We start from the raw sequence: 21,400 nt of genomic DNA on the forward strand, positions 1-21,400 counted from the left end.
GATCGGTAATACTCCGGTTATCACTCTCAAAGTATTGCACCACTCCACTGGGTTCCCATTCCCAATCTGCGGCATCGTGTTTTTTGTATATGTATCCGAAGTACGCATAGTAGTTTCTAATTTTCTCCGGTTCGGTATCATCAAATATCGTTAGATTCTTATCCAGAATATTAGCAGCATTCAGACTCAGCCAGAACTTCTTGAATCGCCAAAGGGCACTCACATCAAAATTAGAATTGAAGGTAGAGGCACGACGACCTACTACAGGATCTCCTCCTGCATTGATAAACTCATCGGTATCGATACTAAAAGAGGTGAACTTATAGGATAGTCCTAAAGAAAGGTAGTGTTCATCTTTATCAGAAAAGGTAAGATGATGTGCAAATGATGCCTGACCACCTCGTTGATTGGTGAATCCGTTTTTGTCATTAAACAAGATAGCACCCACTCCTGATCGATCAGAGATACGTCCATCGAAAGAGAGGGATTGGGTGTCAGGTGAATTTTTTACACCTACCCATTGGCTAACTCCATTGAGGCGTACCTGAAAACAATCACCAATACCAGCAAAAGCTGCTGAAATCAAATAGGGATTATCTGCCAAGTACTGATTGTTCAATGGTAAATTGAATTCTTGGGCTTTAGCGGCATTCGGGAAAAACCAAAATGCCATCAATACTAGCAAATTAAAGCTTCTTTTTATGGAAGCTTCCATAAAAAACTTTCTTCCTGATAACCATAATGTGATCAGTAAGCTCTTACCAATATTAGGTGTATCAGTTTGAGCAATGTTAAACAAGTAGGTTCTATGTTGGGCTTTCATTGGGTTGTTTTAAGGCTTCATCATCTATATAGGGTAAAGTGTCCTTTAATGTCACTTGTCTTTCCGTCATTTGGTTTTACTACATACCAGTAGTCTCCAGAAGGTAGTGGTTTGTTTTCATATAAACCATCCCATCCTAGCTGATTGCCTTCATATCTGATTAATAAACGTGCGTAACGGTCATATATTTCAACAACAGCATTTGGGAAGAATTCCAATCGTTCAGGATACCAGAAATCAGCTATTCCATCTCCATTTGGACTAAAGTAATTTGGTACAAAAATGTCAACATATTCGAATTCGATCATCGTTTCTGCCTCACAACCATTTGCATCGCGAATAGTCACAGTATAAATGCCTGAATCAAGTACCGTAAATACATTGTCTCTTGTAAAACTACCTCCGTTTAAGCTGTATTCATAACTTTCTCGGCCACCTTCACCTTGCACAACGAATTGATCAATACCACTTCGTTCTGCTCGTACACTTAATGGTTCGTATGAGAGCAAGTCGATGTCAGCTATAATATAATCACAACCTGAATTACCTTCTACCACTTCAATTTGATAGTCATCACCAGGAGGAATATTGGTAAAGTTGCCATCTGCAACAGTTATATTAAGTCCGTTTCCTGTCAATGTATAATTCGTTGTTGGTCTAAACCTTGGATTATTCAAGTTAACTCCAATATTATAAGTGTTGTCATCACAATTATAAGCAGGTGTTGCCACAGCAGAAATATCTGTTGGTGGTAGTAATGTTTCGCTAATTGTTGCTTCACAATCATTAGCATCTAAAACCAAAATAGTATATGTTCTATCTCCGCTTAAATCCTGGAATGTATAAGGTACCGGATCAGTAGCAGGAATACCTGTATCATCTACAGCCACGAACGGACCTGCCGGGCCATCGATACTAACCCTGTAGGGCCTTGTGCCTCCTGTGATTCCCACTTCAATAAGTCCGTCATCATCCCCGCCACAAATTTCTTGTTGTACGTCTATTACATCAACATCAATAAACGCTGGTTCAACTACTTCTGCCTGCAACGTTATCGGACATCCGAAACCATCTGAAACAATGATATCGTAAATACCTGGTTCTAGATCGGTAAATGTAGCTTGATCATCAAATCGATCTAAGTTCGGTGAGATAGAGAACAGTACACGTTCAGTACCTCCTTGGTAAGTAATGGTAATGGTACCATCATCTTCTCCCGGACAGCTAATTGGGGTTGCGACTGCTTGCGCCAGTAATTCTGGTGGATTAATAATGGTAATACGTTCAGTCACTGGAGGGCAGTCCTCGCTCATTACAGTTAGATCATAAATACCTGCGTATAAATCTCTAAAAATGCTTTCTGGCTGTGGGCCGATGTTCACATTAGTTCCAACAGCATCAGTACCAACACTTACAAGCGTGTACATATAGTTGCCCAATGATCCTGTTGCAGTAGCCGAAATAATGGCTGAATTGTCATTGAAACAATTCACGAATGCAGCACTTCGATCAACATCAAGAATAAGGTCAGGAATCGGAGTGATACTTACTACAGCAGAAGGAACTGATAAGCAAGTATTACTATCGATTGCTTCAAATTGATACTCCCCTACAGGAAGATCATAGGTTGTAGTTGTTGTAAAAGGCGTTACAAAGGCCGCAGGAGCAGAAATACGATATTGGTATCCAGTTCCTGAGCCACCTGTAGCCGAAACGGTTACCTCAGCATCTTGCGTACATGTTAATGGTCTTGTAATAAATGCTTGTATCACAACTTCATCTGGTTCTATAACTTCTACCCTATTTGATTCTGTACCACAATTCAAAGCATCGTTCACCGTCACTGTATAGAAACCAGCTGGTAGATTAGTGAAATCTGGTGAGGTTTGTGTGGTCGAGGTTGAAAGTATATTGGTACTTGTAGCACTTTCATATACATTCAACACATAATTAACCGGGAAGAAATTTCCTGGATTGTTAGGATCTTCATTCACTGGTGCAACAGGGTTAGCAGATACTGTTCCGTTTACATCACCATAACATAACAATGTGCTACCTGTAGCTGTGACCGCTAATGGTATTGGAGCAGAAATTTCTACTTCGTCAATTGCAATACAATTGCCGTCATCTCTTGTAGTTACTCGATAGAATCCAACGTCAAGAGGTCCTACTGTTCCATTAGGATCGAATGCTTGAATAGGTGCTCCGACCACAGTACCACCCAGTGCGGTAATTTCTTCAAATTGGTACTCATATCCTCCATAGCCACCTGAACCAACTGCTGTTATTAGTGCATCGCTTCCTGGATCGCATGTAAGGTTTCTTGTGACGGTTAAATCTACTTCAGTAAGTGATGAAGGCTCAATAATTCTGAATGTTCCTGTTAAGGCATCACAATTATCAGTTCCAGGAGGAAGCGGAGGTAAGGTTTCAACTACTCGAATACTGTATACACCACCAGGTAATCCTGTTACCGTAAGTGGGTTCGTGGCAGTATTTCCAGTTCCATTTACAATTACGGCATTAGTTTGATCTAACAACTCATAGCGATAATCACCTGTATAACCTGTAACTTCAAGTTGTACTGTTCCATTTGTGTCACCAAAACAAACTTGAGTTGGGTCAAAGGCTCTTGCTTCTATAAAGTCATATTCAGCAATTGTATAAGGCGTATCAACAAAACAACCGGTATCATTATCAGTCACTCTGAAGTTATACGTACCTACAGCCGTCAAATCATATTCAGCGGTTAAACCAACTGCACTTGTTTGAGTTCCATTCGGATTTCCTATTGGTAATAATTCATAAGTATAACCCCCAACCGGAGATACCGCATCAGCAATTGTTTCTGTTACCGAAATTTGTATTTGCTCAGGACGAGCACAGTTAATTTCTTGTGTTTGGGCAATTGCAACTGTAAACTTATTAATAGGATCGAGGTTCACATCAAACTGCTGTGGACAACTATTCGCATCTCGTACATAAGCAGTGATGGTTTGATCTACCTCCGTATCAACAATGGTAAATGTATTACTGGTTTGATAGTTAACATTATCGATACTATATAAGTATGGCCCTGTGCCTGAAGGTGTTCCTAAAATAGGATCATTCAATACGGAAACAGTAAGAATTGTTGATCCAAACACGTTATCTGGAGTACAGGTAAAGGCTGGTGCCGCTGCACTTATAATTAATGGAGATGGCTCTCCGACTGTTTCATTTCTTGTAGTATCACAACCTTTGGCAGATATTGCACGCACTTGATAGTTTCCTGCTGCTAAGCCTGTGAATCTCGGATCACCCTGAGCTGGACGCAAAGCAGGTAAAATAGGTGCATTAAATGGATCTAATTGGTAGAGTTCGTATGTATAAGGCCCATCATTTGCAGTCGAAGCTTGTAATACTGCGGTTATAGTTCCATCGGTTAGTCCATTACAGGTAACATCAACAACTAATGCAGCGTCTAATGCAGGGTTAATAGGTGCTGCCAAGTTCTGGGAAATTGTTTTACTACATTGTGTTAAACCAGCCGCTGTAACCTGAGCATCAGTATCAGTAATTGTAAAGGTATATGTACCAGGAAGAGTCAAGTTTGTAAACACTCCCGTTGTATTTGTTTGTGTTGATAAATCAGGCAGTAATACCGAGTAATCAAATGTTCCTGAGCCACCAGTTTGTGTAACGGTGATTTCACCTCCTACAGGAGCCGTACACGTTATAGGTTTGACCACAGTTACAGCGGGCACAATCTCATCATAAATAATCATTGTGCTTGTAGTAATTGTACAATCCCATTGATCCGTTACGACAACTTGATACGTTCCACCACCAAGGTTGCTAAATGTATCAGATGTTTGGGCCGCTCTGAAATCGACAAAAGTACCCGAACCTACCGGATTTTCAATTTGAAGCTGAAAAGTCTCATTTCCTACTCCTGGTTGCCCACCGATAATATTTGTTACTTGAATTTCTCCCTCTTGACCAGTACAGTTAGGCTGGGTAAGAACAAGATCCGCCGCTAAAGGTGTTGGATCTGTAAGTACTGCATTCGCCAATTGCTCTGAACAACCCATACTATCAATAACCCATATCTCATAAGTACCAACAGCTAATCCTGTTTCTCTGATATTCGAGGTATAATTTGCCGGATTTGTTGGGTCAGGATTAGGAGTAGTACTTATATAATATAAGTAGCCTCCATAGCCTCCCGTAACGTCTCTTATTTCGATAATACCATCATTCCCGTTACAGGTAAGTTGAGTAACGTCTCTATCTCCAGAAATACCTGCTGGAGGTTCAGCAATGTTGAAGAATTCCGTTTGCTCACAAGTTGGTACGCCGACCTGAGTTACTACAACGCGATATTGTCCTGAAGCCAATACCGTTCCTGTAGTCGGTGAAGTCGATGTTCCTGTTGGTCCAGCAATATCATCAGCTAAATTAGCTGGAGTACCGTTTGTATCAAAAACCGCCCAGTTATACACCCCGGCATATCCACCTATAGGGTCTGTAAATGTAAACGTTGCGCTTCCATTTGTGTCACCTAAACAAACAACAGGTGTTGTAGCTACATCAATATCAAAAGTATTTGGATCGGTAATTTGGAAGGTTGTTTGAACAAAACATCCTGTTACATTATTAGTAACCGTTACCGTATAATTGGTAACTCCGGTAGTTGTATTAAAACCAATACCATTAAATGTACTTGTCCCTGTAGTTTCATTTTGAGAAACATTATATCCATTATTATCACCTACAACGGTATACGTTAAATCTGGGATTGCCGCACCTGGATTGTTTATTGTTACTCCAATATCGACAACTGCGTCATCATTTGCGCAAGTAACTGGTGTCGTAACGAGTCTTGTTGGATCAACAATTTCTATAAATGGATCTATGGTTTCTGTAGTTGTACCAAAACAACCATTATCATCATATACATTAATCGTCACGTCACCTCCGGCCGGATTAGAAACCGTAAATAATGTAGCTGAACCGTCTTGAGTAATATCATCACCTGGCGCAGGTGTCCCATTATCGTAGATAAATTCATATCTCACATAGTTTGAACTACCTCCTGCTGCTCCAGTTACTTCAATTGTAGCGTTGTTTAGATTATTACCTGAAGTACATGCAAATTGAGTAACATTAGTTGTGATTCCGTTGATTACGGCTGGCTCTGTTATAGTAGCAGTGTTCGTTGCCGTACAACTGTTAGCTGCTGTAACCTCAATGGTATAAGTGATACCTGTCGAACTACCTGGTAAGTTGATAAATGTCGCAGAAAGTGGAGTATCTTGTGCAGCATCAGATGCATATGGGAATGCCAAACCGCTACCTGCACCACCATCTCCAGTAATTACGAAGGTGTATGGTCCAATTCCATTATCAGGTGCACTCACCGTTATAGTACCATCATTATCACCATTACAAGTAACAGCAGTTGTCCCATCAATAGTTACTGATGGTACAATTGGAGGCAATAATTCTTGATCGATTGTTTTAGAACAGCCTGTACCGCCTGCATCAGTAATTGTAAAGGTATAAGTACCTGCAGCGGTCAAACCTGTATATACACCAGTAGCATCTCCTGTTGTATTAATAACCGGCCCTGCCGTAATTGCATAGGTGTATGCACCGGTACCACCCACAGCTGTTATTGTAATTTGTCCACCTGGATCAACAGCATCGCAATCTATAAGTTTTACAACTTGTGCTTGTGGTACAATCTCATCGAATAACCTTCGTTCTGGAGTATTGATAGTACAGCCCCATTGGTCAGTTACTACTACGCGATAATTGCCATTTCCTAAATTACTAAAGGTGTCGTTGGTTTGTGGTGCTCCAAGATCTACAAATGTTCCTGAGCCTAGTGGCGTTTCAATCTGTAATTGGAAAGTTTCATTGCCCAATCCCGGCTGACCTCCTGAAATACCAAATACCTGAAGAATCCCTTCATTATTAGTACAATTCTGTTGATTTATTTGAAGATCAGCAGCAAGTGGCGTTGGAATCGCAAAATTCTCAGGACCAAATGGAACTTCACAACCTCTAGAATCTCTAATTCTAATGATATAGTCCCCTGGAGCTAAGCCGGTGAATCTTGGATTTGTACCGTTGGTGGCATAATCAATTAAAATACCTCCAACTCCATCTTCTAATTGGTATTCATAACCTCCCCATCCACCGGCAACATTAATTGCCTGAAGTATTCCATTATTAGTTGGGTTACATGTAATTTCTTCTCTATCTAAGTTAGCAGTAATAGCAGCTGGTGGTCCTGCAATCGCAAATAATGTTTCTGTTGAACAGAAAGGACTTGCTGTTTGTGTAATGGTTACTCTATATTCACCTTCTGGTAATGGAATATTTGCAGTTGGGCCCGCATTAACGTTGTTTGCAGGGCCAAAAACAGAAACGTCGTCTCCCGTAGCCGGAGTTCCTTGTGTATTGAATATTTCGTAGTCAAACCCTCCTGCATATGGATTCACAGGATCACTAACAGTAAGTCTAACTGCACCGTCAGTTCCAATACAAACCACATCATCGACATCCGCAGCGACCTCAACATTGTCGGGGTCAACCAGCTCGAATGTAGTTTGAATAATACAACCTGTTGGAGTGATCGCAACTGGATCATACACTTCAATACTTACATCATAAACACCTTGTTCTAATCCAGGGAAATTATTAGCAACTTGATTAATAAATGAAGATCCTCCTCCACGTCGTACAACCGAATATCTAACGTTAGCAGGTGTTCCTGGAGGGGATGGCGGATTTTGATCAAAAGTAATAGTTACTTCGCCATCATTATTGTTACAAGTAACAGGTGTGTTTATTGTTACTTGTGGATTTGTTATTTGAATATACTCATTGATCGTTGCTGTAGTTTCAATTTCGCAACCATTATTATCAATAGCAACAATTCTGTATGATCTACCAGCAGTATCGGCTTCAATATATGTAGTCATACTACCAGATTGTAGCAAAACATCATCACCAGGCACTCCAACAGTTCCGTTATCATCATAGAACTGATAGGTGTAAGGCTGAGCCGCCGGCGGACTCGGAATTTGTGTTCCTCCAGTAGGACCAGTAACTGTTATGGATGCATTGGTGTATGAATTTCCTGTTCCAGCAGCACATAAAAACTGTGTTTCATTTGCCGAAAATGCTGTTAGGGCTTCAGGTTGAGTTATCGCCTGTGTTTCTATATCGAAACAACTATTCTGTCCTTCAACTCGTATTGTATACGTAATACCAGCTCCTGTTGCTCCAGGAAGTCCTGTGAAAGTTCCTCCTATAGTGTTAAAAGTACCTGTTGTATAAGGAAAGGTTAAACCACTGCTACCAGCTGGGCTATCTGCTATAATTTCAAAAGTATATGGTCTTTGGCCATTATCTGGAACATTTACAATGATGGTTCCGTCATTAGCACCATTGCAGGTTACATTACTAAAGTTAGCAATGTTCAATACTGGATCGACTGCTGCTGGCACTACCACATCAATAGATCGTTGACATGGTGTTGTTCCATCTCCTTGGAACGCATTATTATCGGTAATTGTTACCGTATAAGTATCGGCCGCGCTAACGTTTAAGGTAAACGGATCGGTTGGTGTTGGGGTGGAGCCAATTACGGTACCTCCTCCAGAATCAAATACTTCATATGTGTAATTTGCTAAGCCAGATCCTACTAAACCACTAATTGTGATCTCCGCATTGGTAGGAACACAGGTTAATAAATCTGTTAAGGATGCATTAAACTGCAATGGCGGTTGTATCGTTAAGGATCCAGGGGTAGGACATCCATTACCATCATAAATAATGTAATTATATGTCCCAGAGGTTAGATTTGTAACATTAAATTGATTTGCGCCGTTTAAAACAAACGTTTGTCTCGGGCCACCATTTAATTCTACTGAAAATGGGCCTATAGCAGTTCCAGGATTCGTTAATTCAATGGTTGCTGCGAAATTACCTTCCGTTATTCCGCAGTTATTATCCAAGGTCACGCTCCATGTAGCTAGTGCGTCAGTGTCAACAGTAATTGGATCAGAAGCTACACATCCAAAATCATCCCTAACATAGACAATATAGTTGCCTCCAGCCAATCCTGTAGCTGAGGAATTTGATATCCAGCCCGGATCAGTAGCAGTAGGGGCTGGATCGGTAGCTAATAAGAACTGATATGTATAAGGTGGTGTCCCAAAACGGCCTTGTGCCGTAATAATCCCTACAGGATCACAGGTAGCATTGGCAGGTGAGTCTGCAATAACTTCAACCGTTCTAAGAGATTCAACGATTGTAAAACTAGGCGAAGCTACTGTACATTGATCAAAAGCTCCCCCGATTTCTCTAAATAAAATATAGTAAATACCTGGAGGTAAAGTGCCCGCATTATCAATATCAAGTCCAGTCCCTGGGGCAGGAGGATTCACTGGTACACTAGTAATACCCCCAACAGCAGTATTTGATTGTGAAGTAAAAATTTGATATTCAATATCAGTAGCACCCACGTCGTAATTTGTAAGTGTAAATGAAACATTACCATCTCCCGCACCCGTACAACTTACATTTGCTACGTCATCGACTACAGGGTTCATATTTGAAGGAGAATCAATTGGTGTTGCTGCTTCCTCAAAATAATAACACTCCGTAACTGAATCGTAAACAACAAAAGTATAGGTTACGCCAGGAATCAATCCTGTGAATGTGGACGTATATGGGTCAACAATTGGATTGTCGGCTGCTTGGTAAATTGCATTTGGAAACGGAGGTAACGGATTTTCATAAATAGCAAAGAAAAATGGACCTCCACTAACTGGGTTACCAGACGGTGGAGTTGGGTCTATGCTCACAATAGCGGTACCACCAAGCGCACAATTTACTGTCGCTGTTGAAACATCAATATCTAAGTCATCTGGTGGGGACGCTACAATATCAATTGCATCAGAAAAACATCCGTTTGCATCTTCGATAATAACTCGGTAAACACCAAAATTCAATATATCAAAATCATGGTCAACTCCAGCTGTTGGTGCAACAAATGTATCACTAAAACCATTATTTCCATTAATATAATAAGTATATGGTGCTGTACCTCCAGCGACTGTTCTAATTTGAACCTCACCATTTGTGGTAACAGCTCCTCCTCCTCCTGGGCTACAGGTTATAGGAATTACATTATTTGAGAATGTAATTGCATCAGGCTGGCCAATAGTGGCTAATTCATCAGCAAAACACCCATTGGCATCAGTTACACGAATAACATAATCATTCGCAAGAAGACCTGTCGTTTGCGTCCCAAAAGATGCTCCTGGAGTACCCCCGCCGGTGTCAATAAAAACCTCTGTGTTATATGGCCCTACACCAAAGTTAGTGTCAATATCAACATCTAAAACTCCTGTACTATCGCCGTTACATAAAACGGTATTTGGTGTAACTGTAAACTGAGGGTTTTGTGCTGGTACAACAACAATCGGATTTGAATCGACTGTACACGCTGTTGGAGAGGTATTATCAGTAACTCTAAAAATATACGATGTTACTACACCAGTTATTGGTGCATCAAAAGGGAATGTTCCCGCAGCGTATGGGTTAAATGTTGTTCCACCATCTGTACTTATCTGATAGGTATATGGACCCGTGCCTCCATTAACAGCCAAATCAATTTGTGCCGCTTGTGGCGCACTACAGGTTTCTGCCTTTACTAAGGTAGCCAAGGCTGTAATCTGAGGGTTAATTACGACTATTGCCGCTGGTAATGCTTCACAACCATATCGATCTTTCACTTCAACAGTAAATGACCCAGATGGGAAATTATCTAAGGTAAAGCTAAATGGTCCCCCAGTACCAGGGTCAGCTGGGCTAGGAGTTAGCCAAGGATCTGTTGGAGACGCATTGATTCGATATTGATACCCGCCATTTCCAGAGGTGATATCGACCTGTATTTGCCCATCATTATTTCCTGAATAGCAACCATCAACGACGCTGGCTGTAAATATAACATCTTCTGGTGGGGCAATAGTGACTGGAACAATATCTTCACAACCCGCTGCATCTTGCACCCGTATGATGTAATCTCTAACAACACTATTTAAACCAGAAAAATCAGGGGATGATTGGAAGGTAGTAATTGGAGTAAAAGCTGCGTCTTCAAGCTGATATAAATAAGGTGGTGTCCCACCTGTTGCGTTTGCTGAAACATCTGCATCTTCGATACATGTCGCAGGTGCATTAATATCGACTGTCAAAGCCTCTAAAATTGGAGGTTCTTCTATTACAACGGGAATAGTGATCTCGCATGTTCTAGTTGCAGGTCCTGGATTATATTCATCGAAATCCCGAATCACAATTGAATAATTACCGGCACCTAGCCCTGTAAAAGGAGGGGGAGTATCAACGGTAAATGGTCCTAGGAAGGTAGTACCGTTATCTAAAGAAACCTCGAAACCACCAGCACTGTAATTTTCAGCTGATACTGCAATAGCACCATCTGGCGTGTTTGGAGGAAGTACATTTGCACTATTACAGGTAAGGTCTGTTATATTGATTACCGACGCTCTAAACTCATTACCAGGTTCTACCACTACCGGTATGGTAGTATTACAGGTCGTTCCTAACGCAGCTGTTCCCGCACCGTAGTTAATTCGTATTTGATAGTTTCCAACAGGTACATTTGTAATTACGTTGTTTGTACCAAGATCAGCGTAGGTAAATCCAACTATTGGTGTTCCCACATTATCTTCTAACTGATATTCATATACATCTGGAAGTGTTGCAATTGGAAGTACCGTAATATTTCCTGAACCATCGCAATTATAATCAACTGACTGTGTAAATACAGGTTCTGGAGGAAGTGGTGCTATTACAACTGGCACACTAAATTCACAACCATTCGCATTGAAATCTCGAACACGAACAGTGTATGTACCATCCGTGAAGGTATCTGTAAAAGTGTAGGGAAGATCTCCAACAACAGCTCCTGCAGCTGGTTCCCAATTTGCAACGCCATCTACACTAAATTGATACGTTCCTGATCCACCTGAAACAGCTGTTATTGTTATCTGAGCCTCAGCTGCACATGTGTAAGCTGATGCACTTGCCGTAATAGCCAATGCAGCCGGCTCATTTACAGTTTCAACACTGGTAACATCACAACCATTCACATCGCGCATGCGAACAGTATAGGTGCCTTGAGGTAAGTTGTTAAATGTATCGTTGGCACCATTTGTTGCAAAATCTAGTCCACCAAATACGGTACCGGCCGGACTTTCTAGTTGGTATACATAAGGTCCAGAGCCTCCTGAAGGTGCTGGTGTGGTTACAAAAACTGATCCAGTACTATCCCCCGCACAATCTACATCTGTTCTGTCAGTATTTAATACCAATGGGGCATCTTGGTTCACAGTTAAATCGAAAGTTGCTTGACAATAGTCAACACCTATCGTACCAGGATCGGGTGCATTATTATCTCTTACATATACTCTATATGTCCAAGGTCCTGCTGTAGTTTCCGTCGTTACCGTTTGTGTACTTCCTGCTGTAAATGCAGCATCGGCTGGAACAGGGTCCGTTGCAAGTGCTACGGCATATTCATAATTACCATCTCCGCCAACTGCAGTTATAGTAAAGTCAATAGTATCGGTTCCTAAAACTGCACAAACTGGTACCACTGGTGCTGTTGCTGATACCGATAATTCTGGGTCAATCACAATGGTATTTGTTGTTGCGGTACAGCCAAAGCTATCGGTCACCTCAACAGTATAAGAGCCTGGGTTAACGGTAAAAGTATTACTGGCTACTGCAGGCGCACCGTTTAAACTATAGGTATATGGTGGTACAGAGGGTATGGCTCCATCAGTTGTTGTTACCGTAAGAACTACTCCACCACCTGCTGCGGTATAGCAGTCGTTTGGAGTGGCCAAAGCAGCTGTAAAACTAGGCTCTGGATCAACAATGACATTTGCGCTAATTTCTTCACAATTATTCGCATCACGTACGCGCACTCTGTAAGTGCCAGCTGCCAGGTTAGGAAAGGTATCGTTATTACCATTAGTAGCAAAATCCAGTCCGCCAAAAACAGCTCCAGCTCCATTTTCCAGTTGGAAGGTATATGGCCCAGTGCCATCACCTGCAACAGCAGTAATGGTAGCATCAGTCAAACAAGTATTGGGTGCAGTAACCGATGCTGTAATTGTAACTGGGTCTGGTTGTGAGATTGTTTGAAGTAAGTCGACAGCGCATCCTCCTAATGGCGTAGCCAAAGCAGCGTTATCAGCATCTCGAACGCTAACGGTATAATTCTGGGCAGTTAGGTTTGTAGCAATAACAACTGGCGCTGTGCTTGTTGAACTGCCTAAGATTGTCGTAAAGTTGTCAAGGGAATATTCAAATCCACCCGGACCAAAATTTTCTGCTTGAATGGTAATGCTACCATCATTTCCCGGAGGGTTACATGTAATATTTGTAAATGCCGTAATAGCAGCTGTAAATGTATTCCCCGCATCAACCGAAACTGGAATTGTCAAGTTACAACTTGCACCTAAAGTGGCATTTCCTGCTCCGTAATTAACTCTTACAATATAATTTCCGACTACAACATTATTGAACACATTATTAGTTCCCTGGGTTGCATAATTTACTAGTATGGTTCCTCCCGTATCTTCTAACTGATATTCATATACATCAGGAGCTGTAGCAGTTGGACTAATTGTTATATTTCCACTACCATCACAATTATAGGCTACGGCAGGAGTCAATATTGGTGGTGTTGGTAACGGGTCAATTGTGATTGTTCTTGTAATGAAACAATCGGTATCCGCCGCATCACGTATATCTACCGTATATGTCCCATCGTCAAGACCAGTAAATGTTGTTGTTGCTCTGAAAGGACCTCCGTCAATTCTATATTCGAATGTACCAGAACCTGTTGTTAAGTCTGGAGTAACTGTAATCTCGCCTAATTGATCACATGTATAGTCTTGAGTGACTGCCAATGAAGCATCAAGCGCATCCGGTTCGATAATCGCAATACTAGCAACTTCTTCACAATTGTTATTATCACGAACCCGTACTTGATATTGTTCGCCTGCATTGTTAGCAGCAAGATTATTAAATGTTGTACCTGTTTGATAAGGAACTTCAACGCTAAGTACCGCATTTCCGCTATCAATGATTTCTAATTGGTATTCATAAGGGGCATCACCACCTGTAACTCCCGGTACTGTTATTGAGCCTGAAGACTCCCCGTTACACGTAACATCTACTTTAGTAAGAGGGTCGATACTAATTGGTGGATCCTGAGTAATTACAAGGTCAAATTGTGCCTCACAAAAGTCATCAGGTTCAGATCCTCCGGTAGGTAAATTACCACCGCGATCTCTAACATATACGTCATAATTTCCTGCAGCCGGTGCAGTTGCTGTGGTAGTTGCACTAAAGTCTGCATTAGTAGGAGTAACACCGTCGCCAACAAGGGCAAATACGTAGTTTCCGTCACCACCAGCACCACTAAATGTGACTAAAGCAGTAGTACCACAAGCCGATATGGTAGGTGCAGATGCAGTAACCGTTAACTCCGGATTCACAGTTAAGGTTTCTTGAGCCGTACAATCGTTTCCATCTATTACATCGATGACAAAAGTTCCTGGCACTAAACCTGTAAATATGTTATTAGAACTGGTAACCGCTGTCCATGGACCAGCATTAATTCGGTACCTATAATTACCATCTCCTCCTGACGCTGTTGCAGTAATATTTAATCCGTTAGCAACCGTATAACATGGGCTATTTGGTACAATTGTTAATGTCGGTATATCTGGGTCTGCCAACGTAAAAGTATCTTGAGCGGTACAGCCGTTTACATCAGTAACGGTAACGGTGTAATTTCCATTTATAGTAAGTCCTGTAAAGATCGTGCTTGTCTGAGTAACCGGGGTAAAGCCTGCTGGTCCTGTTAATTCAAATGAATAACCACCCCAACCACCTGTAGGAGCAACATCAACCGTACCTTGAGCTGAACATGTAGGTTGCACCAAGGTTGCAACCACGGATAATGGTGGAGCTGCTTGAACTTCAACCGAAGCAGTATCCGTACAATTCGTTGTATTATCTGTTACTGTTATGGTATAGGTATCAGCAGGAAGTCCGGTTATTGAAATCGTATTCCCAGACTCTGTAGCATTATTTTGTTCTAAATTATTTGCTGCGTCTCTTACTTCATATGTATAATCTGTAGTAAAACCACTAACCGTAAATGTGATCGCTCCATCAGAATCGGTGGTACAAGTGGTATTGCTATCTAAGGCTCCAACAACAGTAATTGGAGTAATTGGATCTACAATAAAATCTTCGCGATAAGTACATCCCTTATCATCTGTTACTTCAAATGTATACGTATCTGGAGCAAGTCCAGTAAAAATACCAGAAGTAGCCCCTGTTGTATTTCCTGTTGCGCTAGCTGGTGCTACGATAGCATAAGCAAATGGGGGATTTCCATTTCCTGTTGCCGGTACCGAAACGGTAACATCTGCTGTGACTGCAGGACAGGTCGGGGTAGATGCAGTAAACTCTAAATCTGTAGGCCCGTTAAGTGGGTCTATAGTAACTTGATTGGTTGTAAATTCACAATTAACAGCATCTCTAACTGTTATTGTATAGTTCCCATCTGTAAGACCTCCAAAGGTCGGACTTGTTTGAAAAGTAGTTCCGTCAATACTATATTGATATGGAGCAGTGCCTCCTGTTGCAGTGCCTCCTGTAATGGTAATTGAACCCGGTTGTAAACAGGTATAATCATCATCAATCTCTGCTGCTGCTGCAATTGGGTCTGGTGCTGCAATGGTAACATTTTGAGTATAATCACAAACAATAGCACCTTTCGTTGCGCGTACTGTTAACGGATATGTTCCCGGAGCAAGACCTGTAAAGGTTCCTACATTTTGAAACGTTGCATCCGGGCCTGCCGGTGGATCACCTGGATTCACTGGTGGTACAGGCAATGGATCTAAAGTGTATTCAATTGTATATCCTAAATCTCCCGGAGGGTTATCAATCGTAACCGTTATGACGCCATCCGTATCGGTCGCACAGGTAACATTAGTGGGGGTTACAGTAAAACTAATTTGCTGTTCAACGATAATTGTTACTTCGTTTGAGAACGCATTACAACCACTACTGTCGACTACGACGAAAACGTAGTCTCCCTCATCTCCATTAGCAATTGCAAAATTAGGATCTGTTTGAAAATCACCTAAAGGAATACTAGCTACATCTGCATGTTGATCAACACCATTAATACTCCAAATAGCAAAGCTATAAGGTGCGTCGCCTCCCGATGGAATTACATTAATGATACCGTCTTCACAGGCAATATTTTGCGTAACATTGGCGGTTAAAGCTAAATCGGAAGTTACATTGATTGTTGCTGGTTCTGTGATATCACACCCTCTGTCGGTTTGAACTCGAACATCATAAGTACCTGGATTTACATTGTTAAATGTGTAATCATTGGTTGCTAATGGACCCGTAGAAGCAACTACACTCGCACCGCTCAATAAAGTATAATAGTATTGAGGGCTTACATTATTTACTTGAACTCTAATTGATCCTCTGGTATCGCTACAAGCTGCATCTGTGGTAATGATGTCAATATCAATATCACGGTCTTGTATAATAATATTATCTAAGGTATAATTACAAAGATTCGTTACATCTAACGTACCTGTTGGATCTATTTGACGCACAAAAACAGTATAGTTTCCTGCTTGGGTAATACTGAAAGAATTGCTTGGTTGAAATGGCCCTTGTGCATCTCCTTGACGTTGAAGACTGAATTCGTAATCATTAGACACATTAGTCACGGTGATGTTTCCTGGATTGTTACATTCAATATCTTGCGATGTAACCATTGGGTCGAACTCATTCTTAAATACATCGAAGTAAAAAATACGGAAACAACCCCCATCATATGTGACAATTAGTCGATATTGACCAGCATCTTGCGCTGTGAATTGGTTTGCAGTTGACAGTGTATTCCATTCAGTTGGGCAAGCCAGTTGTGGACAATCAAAATCGGGTGCTGGTGCTGTACATGTAGTCTCATTTAGTTGTTGCCACTCAATACTATCTACATTATTGAGATTTGTAGGAATAAAACGAGAGGCGTTTGCCCCACATAAATATATTTCTGCTGTTTGAATTCCATTATTTGGGCAAACCCGTACATCGTCGGCTACCGCAAGTACTGGGTTTGGTACACCTCCATCAAAAAAATCGACTACAATGGTCTCAACAACATCGATACAAGGATCTGGTAGGGTTTTATCAATAGTATAGGTACCCGGTTGTGTTACTGTTATCTGTGGCCCTGTACCTACTTGAACACCATCTCTAAACCAGGTGTAGGTTGTATAACCTGTACTCGCTGTTAAAGTAAGTTCTTGGTCACATAAAATCTCTACACGACTATCATTACAGTCATCAAGGTCTGTTAAGAAGTTCGTAGACCCCGATACTCCAAAATTACAGGCGTCAATGCTGTTAAAACTCGGATCATCAGTAATATCTGTACCACTTATTACGCCCGTATACGTCGAAAAAGCCGTGTTTTGTATTACATTATTACAGGCATCAACAATAGTAAAACAATCAGGAACAACTTGCACCTGAAAGTTAATTTCATATTCAGCTCCGCCTGCTGTTACCAAGCTTTCATCAACGTTAAAAATGATTTGTCTAGAAACAGCATCATAAGTCCACTCTATCAAATCAGTATTCCCGTCAGTTGATGGCCCAACTAATCCAGGAGGATTAGAGCTAATAATTGCTGTATTGGGATCAAAAATGGTATTGATCGGAAGATTATCGGTAATGATATAATTGGTTGCATCATCATTACCTACATTTTGAAATGCCAAATTGTAAAAAATACTTTGACCTAATCCAACATCGGTATTATTAATGTTGTTTCCTAGCGCATCTTGAGATTCCTTAATTAATTGAATTTCTGGCTCAATAATCTCAATGGCGAAGGATGTTTGAAATACAAAATAAGAGTCTTGAACAGTAAGTAGCCTAAATGTTGCTCCCGTTTCATCATTAGGAATTTGAAGATTCCCAGGGTTTGGAATATCAAAAAGGTCAGAATCAAACCCAAGTGTATTTAAACTTGCAGGATTTCTTGTAGTGTTATATACTCCGTCTTCAGAAATGGTACTGTTAAAGAAGTTAGTTGCGGGGTTTACAGCGTCAGAAAGCTGAAAAAAACCATCATTGTTAGGCCCACCGGTATTGATAGACTGTGCTTTAAAAAGCATTTGGTCCCCACCAAGGTTTAAATCACCCTCTAAGGTGGTAACACTAATTCTTGCATTTACAGGCCCGGCAGGGATTGTTTGGAATCCTGTGATGGGAAAATCAAGCGGATTGGTTGCAAAACCATCGTTAATACCTGCAAAACCATCAAAAACGGTAATATTTTTATTCGTCTGGGTAACATCTTGATAGACTATTACTAATGTCCATCCGGCAGAAGTACCTCCCCTGGGAGCATCACCTAAAGTAGCATTAATATTAGCTACGGTATAGGTTCCGGTTGCCGCACCATTAATAGACTGCATTTCTGCTGTGATGTCTTTAAAACAAGCATAGGGATCAGAAATGAAACTTCTTGTTGAGCCCCCTACATTTCCGCTAAAATTAACGGTGTCAAAAATAATTTCGTCTGCGGTAAGGTCTCTGTAAGTAGCATCGCCAGGCAGCCTAATTTTAACCTGATTATAATCAGGGTTAGCAGCCCGGTCACCAGATTCTAAAATTCCGGACCAGTATAAGCCTGCAAACTGTACTGTTTGGCATTGGTCTAAAACTAGGTCGGCAGAACTTGAACTGAAGGTATCGTCATTACCATCTCCATCTTCATCCACTGTACCATCAACATCAATATACTGCATGTTTAGGTCATCATTGAAAAAACTATCTACGAAACGAAGATTCCCAAAACGGTTAAACCGCCATTCAGAAGCCCAATTAAAATCATCATTAGGATTGAAACCACCTGCCGGAGCGAAGAAAAAATTACCATTAACATCACGCACAATGTTTGTAAAACTTGGATCGCTCGCACTTAGAGAGTTATTCGAAATCTTCGTAAGATTCCCTTGTATAGAAGTAGTAAAGCGAACATCGAAATTGTTCGCTACTTGGGCACTAGACTGTATTGAATAAAATAAAGCAAGTAAAAAAACTGCCAGCAATGGTTTGGTTAGGGCTGAACCAAGCATAGTGTTACGTAGCTGTCCTCTCATAAGTTAAGTTTTAGGTGTCATTTGCTCATTTGCGTGATCAAATAACCAGGTTTAGCTTGGGGGCTCGTTGTTTAGTTACTTTAAGTTTTGGGTTTTGGGCCGTAATGTACAAATTATAAGCTTACCGTATTAACTCTCATTATCCAAATATTATCAAAATATGTATCATCAACATTTGAGTAATACGATGTTAGCGCACTATTCCATGATTGGTGCTTTTTTAAATATACATATCTAAAATTGTTCTTAGGGTTAATAAAATACCCTGCATCAATTCCTTCGCTTTTCAGTTTTTTAATGAACTTATCTGCATAGTATTTTTTACTATACACATTCGCGACGATATAGAAACCTCCATCCACTCCTACAGCATTCAAAACCTTTGGTTTGGTTATGGTTTTACGAGTACTGCCAGTACTAGTATAAGCATCACTTTTATTTATAACACTTTTTCCCGCTTTTTCTTTACCATTCTTCGATGAATTACTAGTATTTGCTGCTAAACTACCATTGCTTTTTGTCGTCGTTGTTTTCGATTTGTTATTCAGCTGATACACAGGCCCAGACTTTTGAGCAATGCGAACATCGGTATCATTTACCACGTCCATTACCCAAAGCTCATTTTCATAGGCATTATCAAGCTTTGACTTATACGACCTAATTGCATCAGAACGCTTGTCATGCTTACGTAAATAAACATATTTCATTCCGTTTTTAGGGTTCACGAAATATCCAGGATTTAATCCTTTTTCTTCTAATTCGTTATAGAATTTATTGAAATATCGATCATCATTTCCTTTGTATACATTGGCAATAAGGTAATATCCTTCGTCAACGCCATTAATTACTACAGCACCTTTGCGCTTTTTACCTCTGCTTGGTTTAGTTGTAGCTATATTTGTTTTGGTTCTAACAGGTGTTTTCACTGTAGTATTATCGATTACGCGATCATTAGTTCCACTATTGTTTTGTACAATACGATCGTCATTTGTAGATGTGCCATTATTGCCATCTCTACCATCACGCCCATCTTTACCATCCCGAGGTTGGTTATTTTGCATTTGTGCCAACATAGTCATCAACCTATTAAAACGACCATCGTTCGCTCTATTTATAGAGTCTTGGCGAGCCATGAAGTCTTCCAACATTTGCATGTTAACAGCCATATTGTCCTTTAACTCTTGCATGTCACGGGCTGACGTTGCTAAAACCGGTTGTTCCTGCTCATCCTCTTGATCTTCCTCTGCAAGTTCACCAGTATCGGTACGCGGATTAAATCGATAGGCAAGGCCAAATTCATGGGTTGCCCCCAAATTACTTCGGTCGCCACTAAATGCTTTTTCTATATTATAACCGATAGAAATATTTTTAGACAAATTAAGCCCTAAACCTGCATGAGCTCCATAAAATTGATCATAACCACCTTGTACCCAACCAATTTTAGGTAAGTCTAAAATAATATTTCCAGATAGCTGATAATCAACTTCATTGTTATCTTGTTCAAAAGAGGGTTGTCTTCTACCTCTTGCCATTAATCTTAGGGAAGCATTTTCAAACATCCCGACAGCATTTTCTGAAAGACCCGTGGTATACATAATGTGACCAGAGAATGTCTTATCAGCAAAATCAGTATTCATTTCGCTATTCTTAAAGTCATAGTCTACCAAGTTCTCAGCATATACCCCTATATCAAAAGCTCCTACCGTTAAGTTAACTCCTGGTTGAAAACTTAATATTGATTGTTGATCCCTATTAAAGAAATTTGGGTCGGTCGGGTCGCCAATAATATCACTTGTTCTTATATCAGATCTGTAATAAGAGAGGTTGGCTCCTATTGATAACTTTGCCTTTTCTCCTATGTTAAAACCATATGCATAATTGGCAGTTGCCCCATAAAAATTAAGAACTCCCCTGTTTTGCTGAAACAATCCGATACCAATACCTGTGTTTTCTCCCGATTTACCAGAATAGTTTACCAATAAAGTGTTTGTATTATCACTAAAGTCTAATGACTCATTTCTAGTAAGCGGACTAATAAATGTGCTGCTTTCTCTTACCAGGGAAAAAGTGGGGTTCAAAAAATTTCGATTGTATTTCAAAAAGTTTTGAGACTCTAAGGTAAAAGGCAACAGTCTATTTTCACTTGGGTCGGTGCCCTGAGCGAAAACTCCCTGCCAGCTTAGTAGCAGTACCGTTATGTAAATAAATCGTTTCAACATTTTTGCAGGTTTTTGATGGTTCTATCAAACCAACGAGGTTCGGG

General features: G+C 40.6%; 3 protein-coding genes. All 3 read right to left on the reverse strand.

What is annotated here, in order from left to right:
- Positions 1-823 (reverse strand): type IX secretion system membrane protein PorP/SprF (locus ABN763_RS04180; protein ID WP_410484173.1); only part of this gene is annotated, 823 nt, incomplete at its 3' end.
- Positions 824-843: 20 nt separating this feature from the next.
- Positions 844-19,137 (reverse strand): T9SS type B sorting domain-containing protein, encoded by an 18,294-nt coding sequence (locus ABN763_RS04185; RefSeq protein WP_410484174.1) that lies wholly within the window; start codon positions 19,135-19,137, stop codon positions 844-846.
- 113 nt (positions 19,138-19,250) lie between these two features.
- Complete coding sequence (locus ABN763_RS04190) at positions 19,251-21,356, reverse strand: PorP/SprF family type IX secretion system membrane protein (protein ID WP_410484175.1); 2,106 nt, start codon at positions 21,354-21,356, stop codon at positions 19,251-19,253.
- Between the last annotated feature and the right edge of the window lie 44 nt (positions 21,357-21,400).

Origin of the sequence: Spongiivirga sp. MCCC 1A20706, from assembly GCF_046524175.1 — a bacterium.
In the GTDB taxonomy this organism is placed as follows: Bacteria; Bacteroidota; Bacteroidia; order Flavobacteriales; family Flavobacteriaceae; genus Spongiivirga.

Excerpts from the sequence above, each read along its gene's own strand:
- ABN763_RS04185 (WP_410484174.1), bottom strand. The coding sequence starts at position 19,137 with ATGAGAGGACAGCTACGTAACACTATGCTTGGTTCAGCCCTAACCAAA.
- ABN763_RS04190 (WP_410484175.1), bottom strand. The coding sequence starts at position 21,356 with ATGTTGAAACGATTTATTTACATAACGGTACTGCTACTAAGCTGGCAG.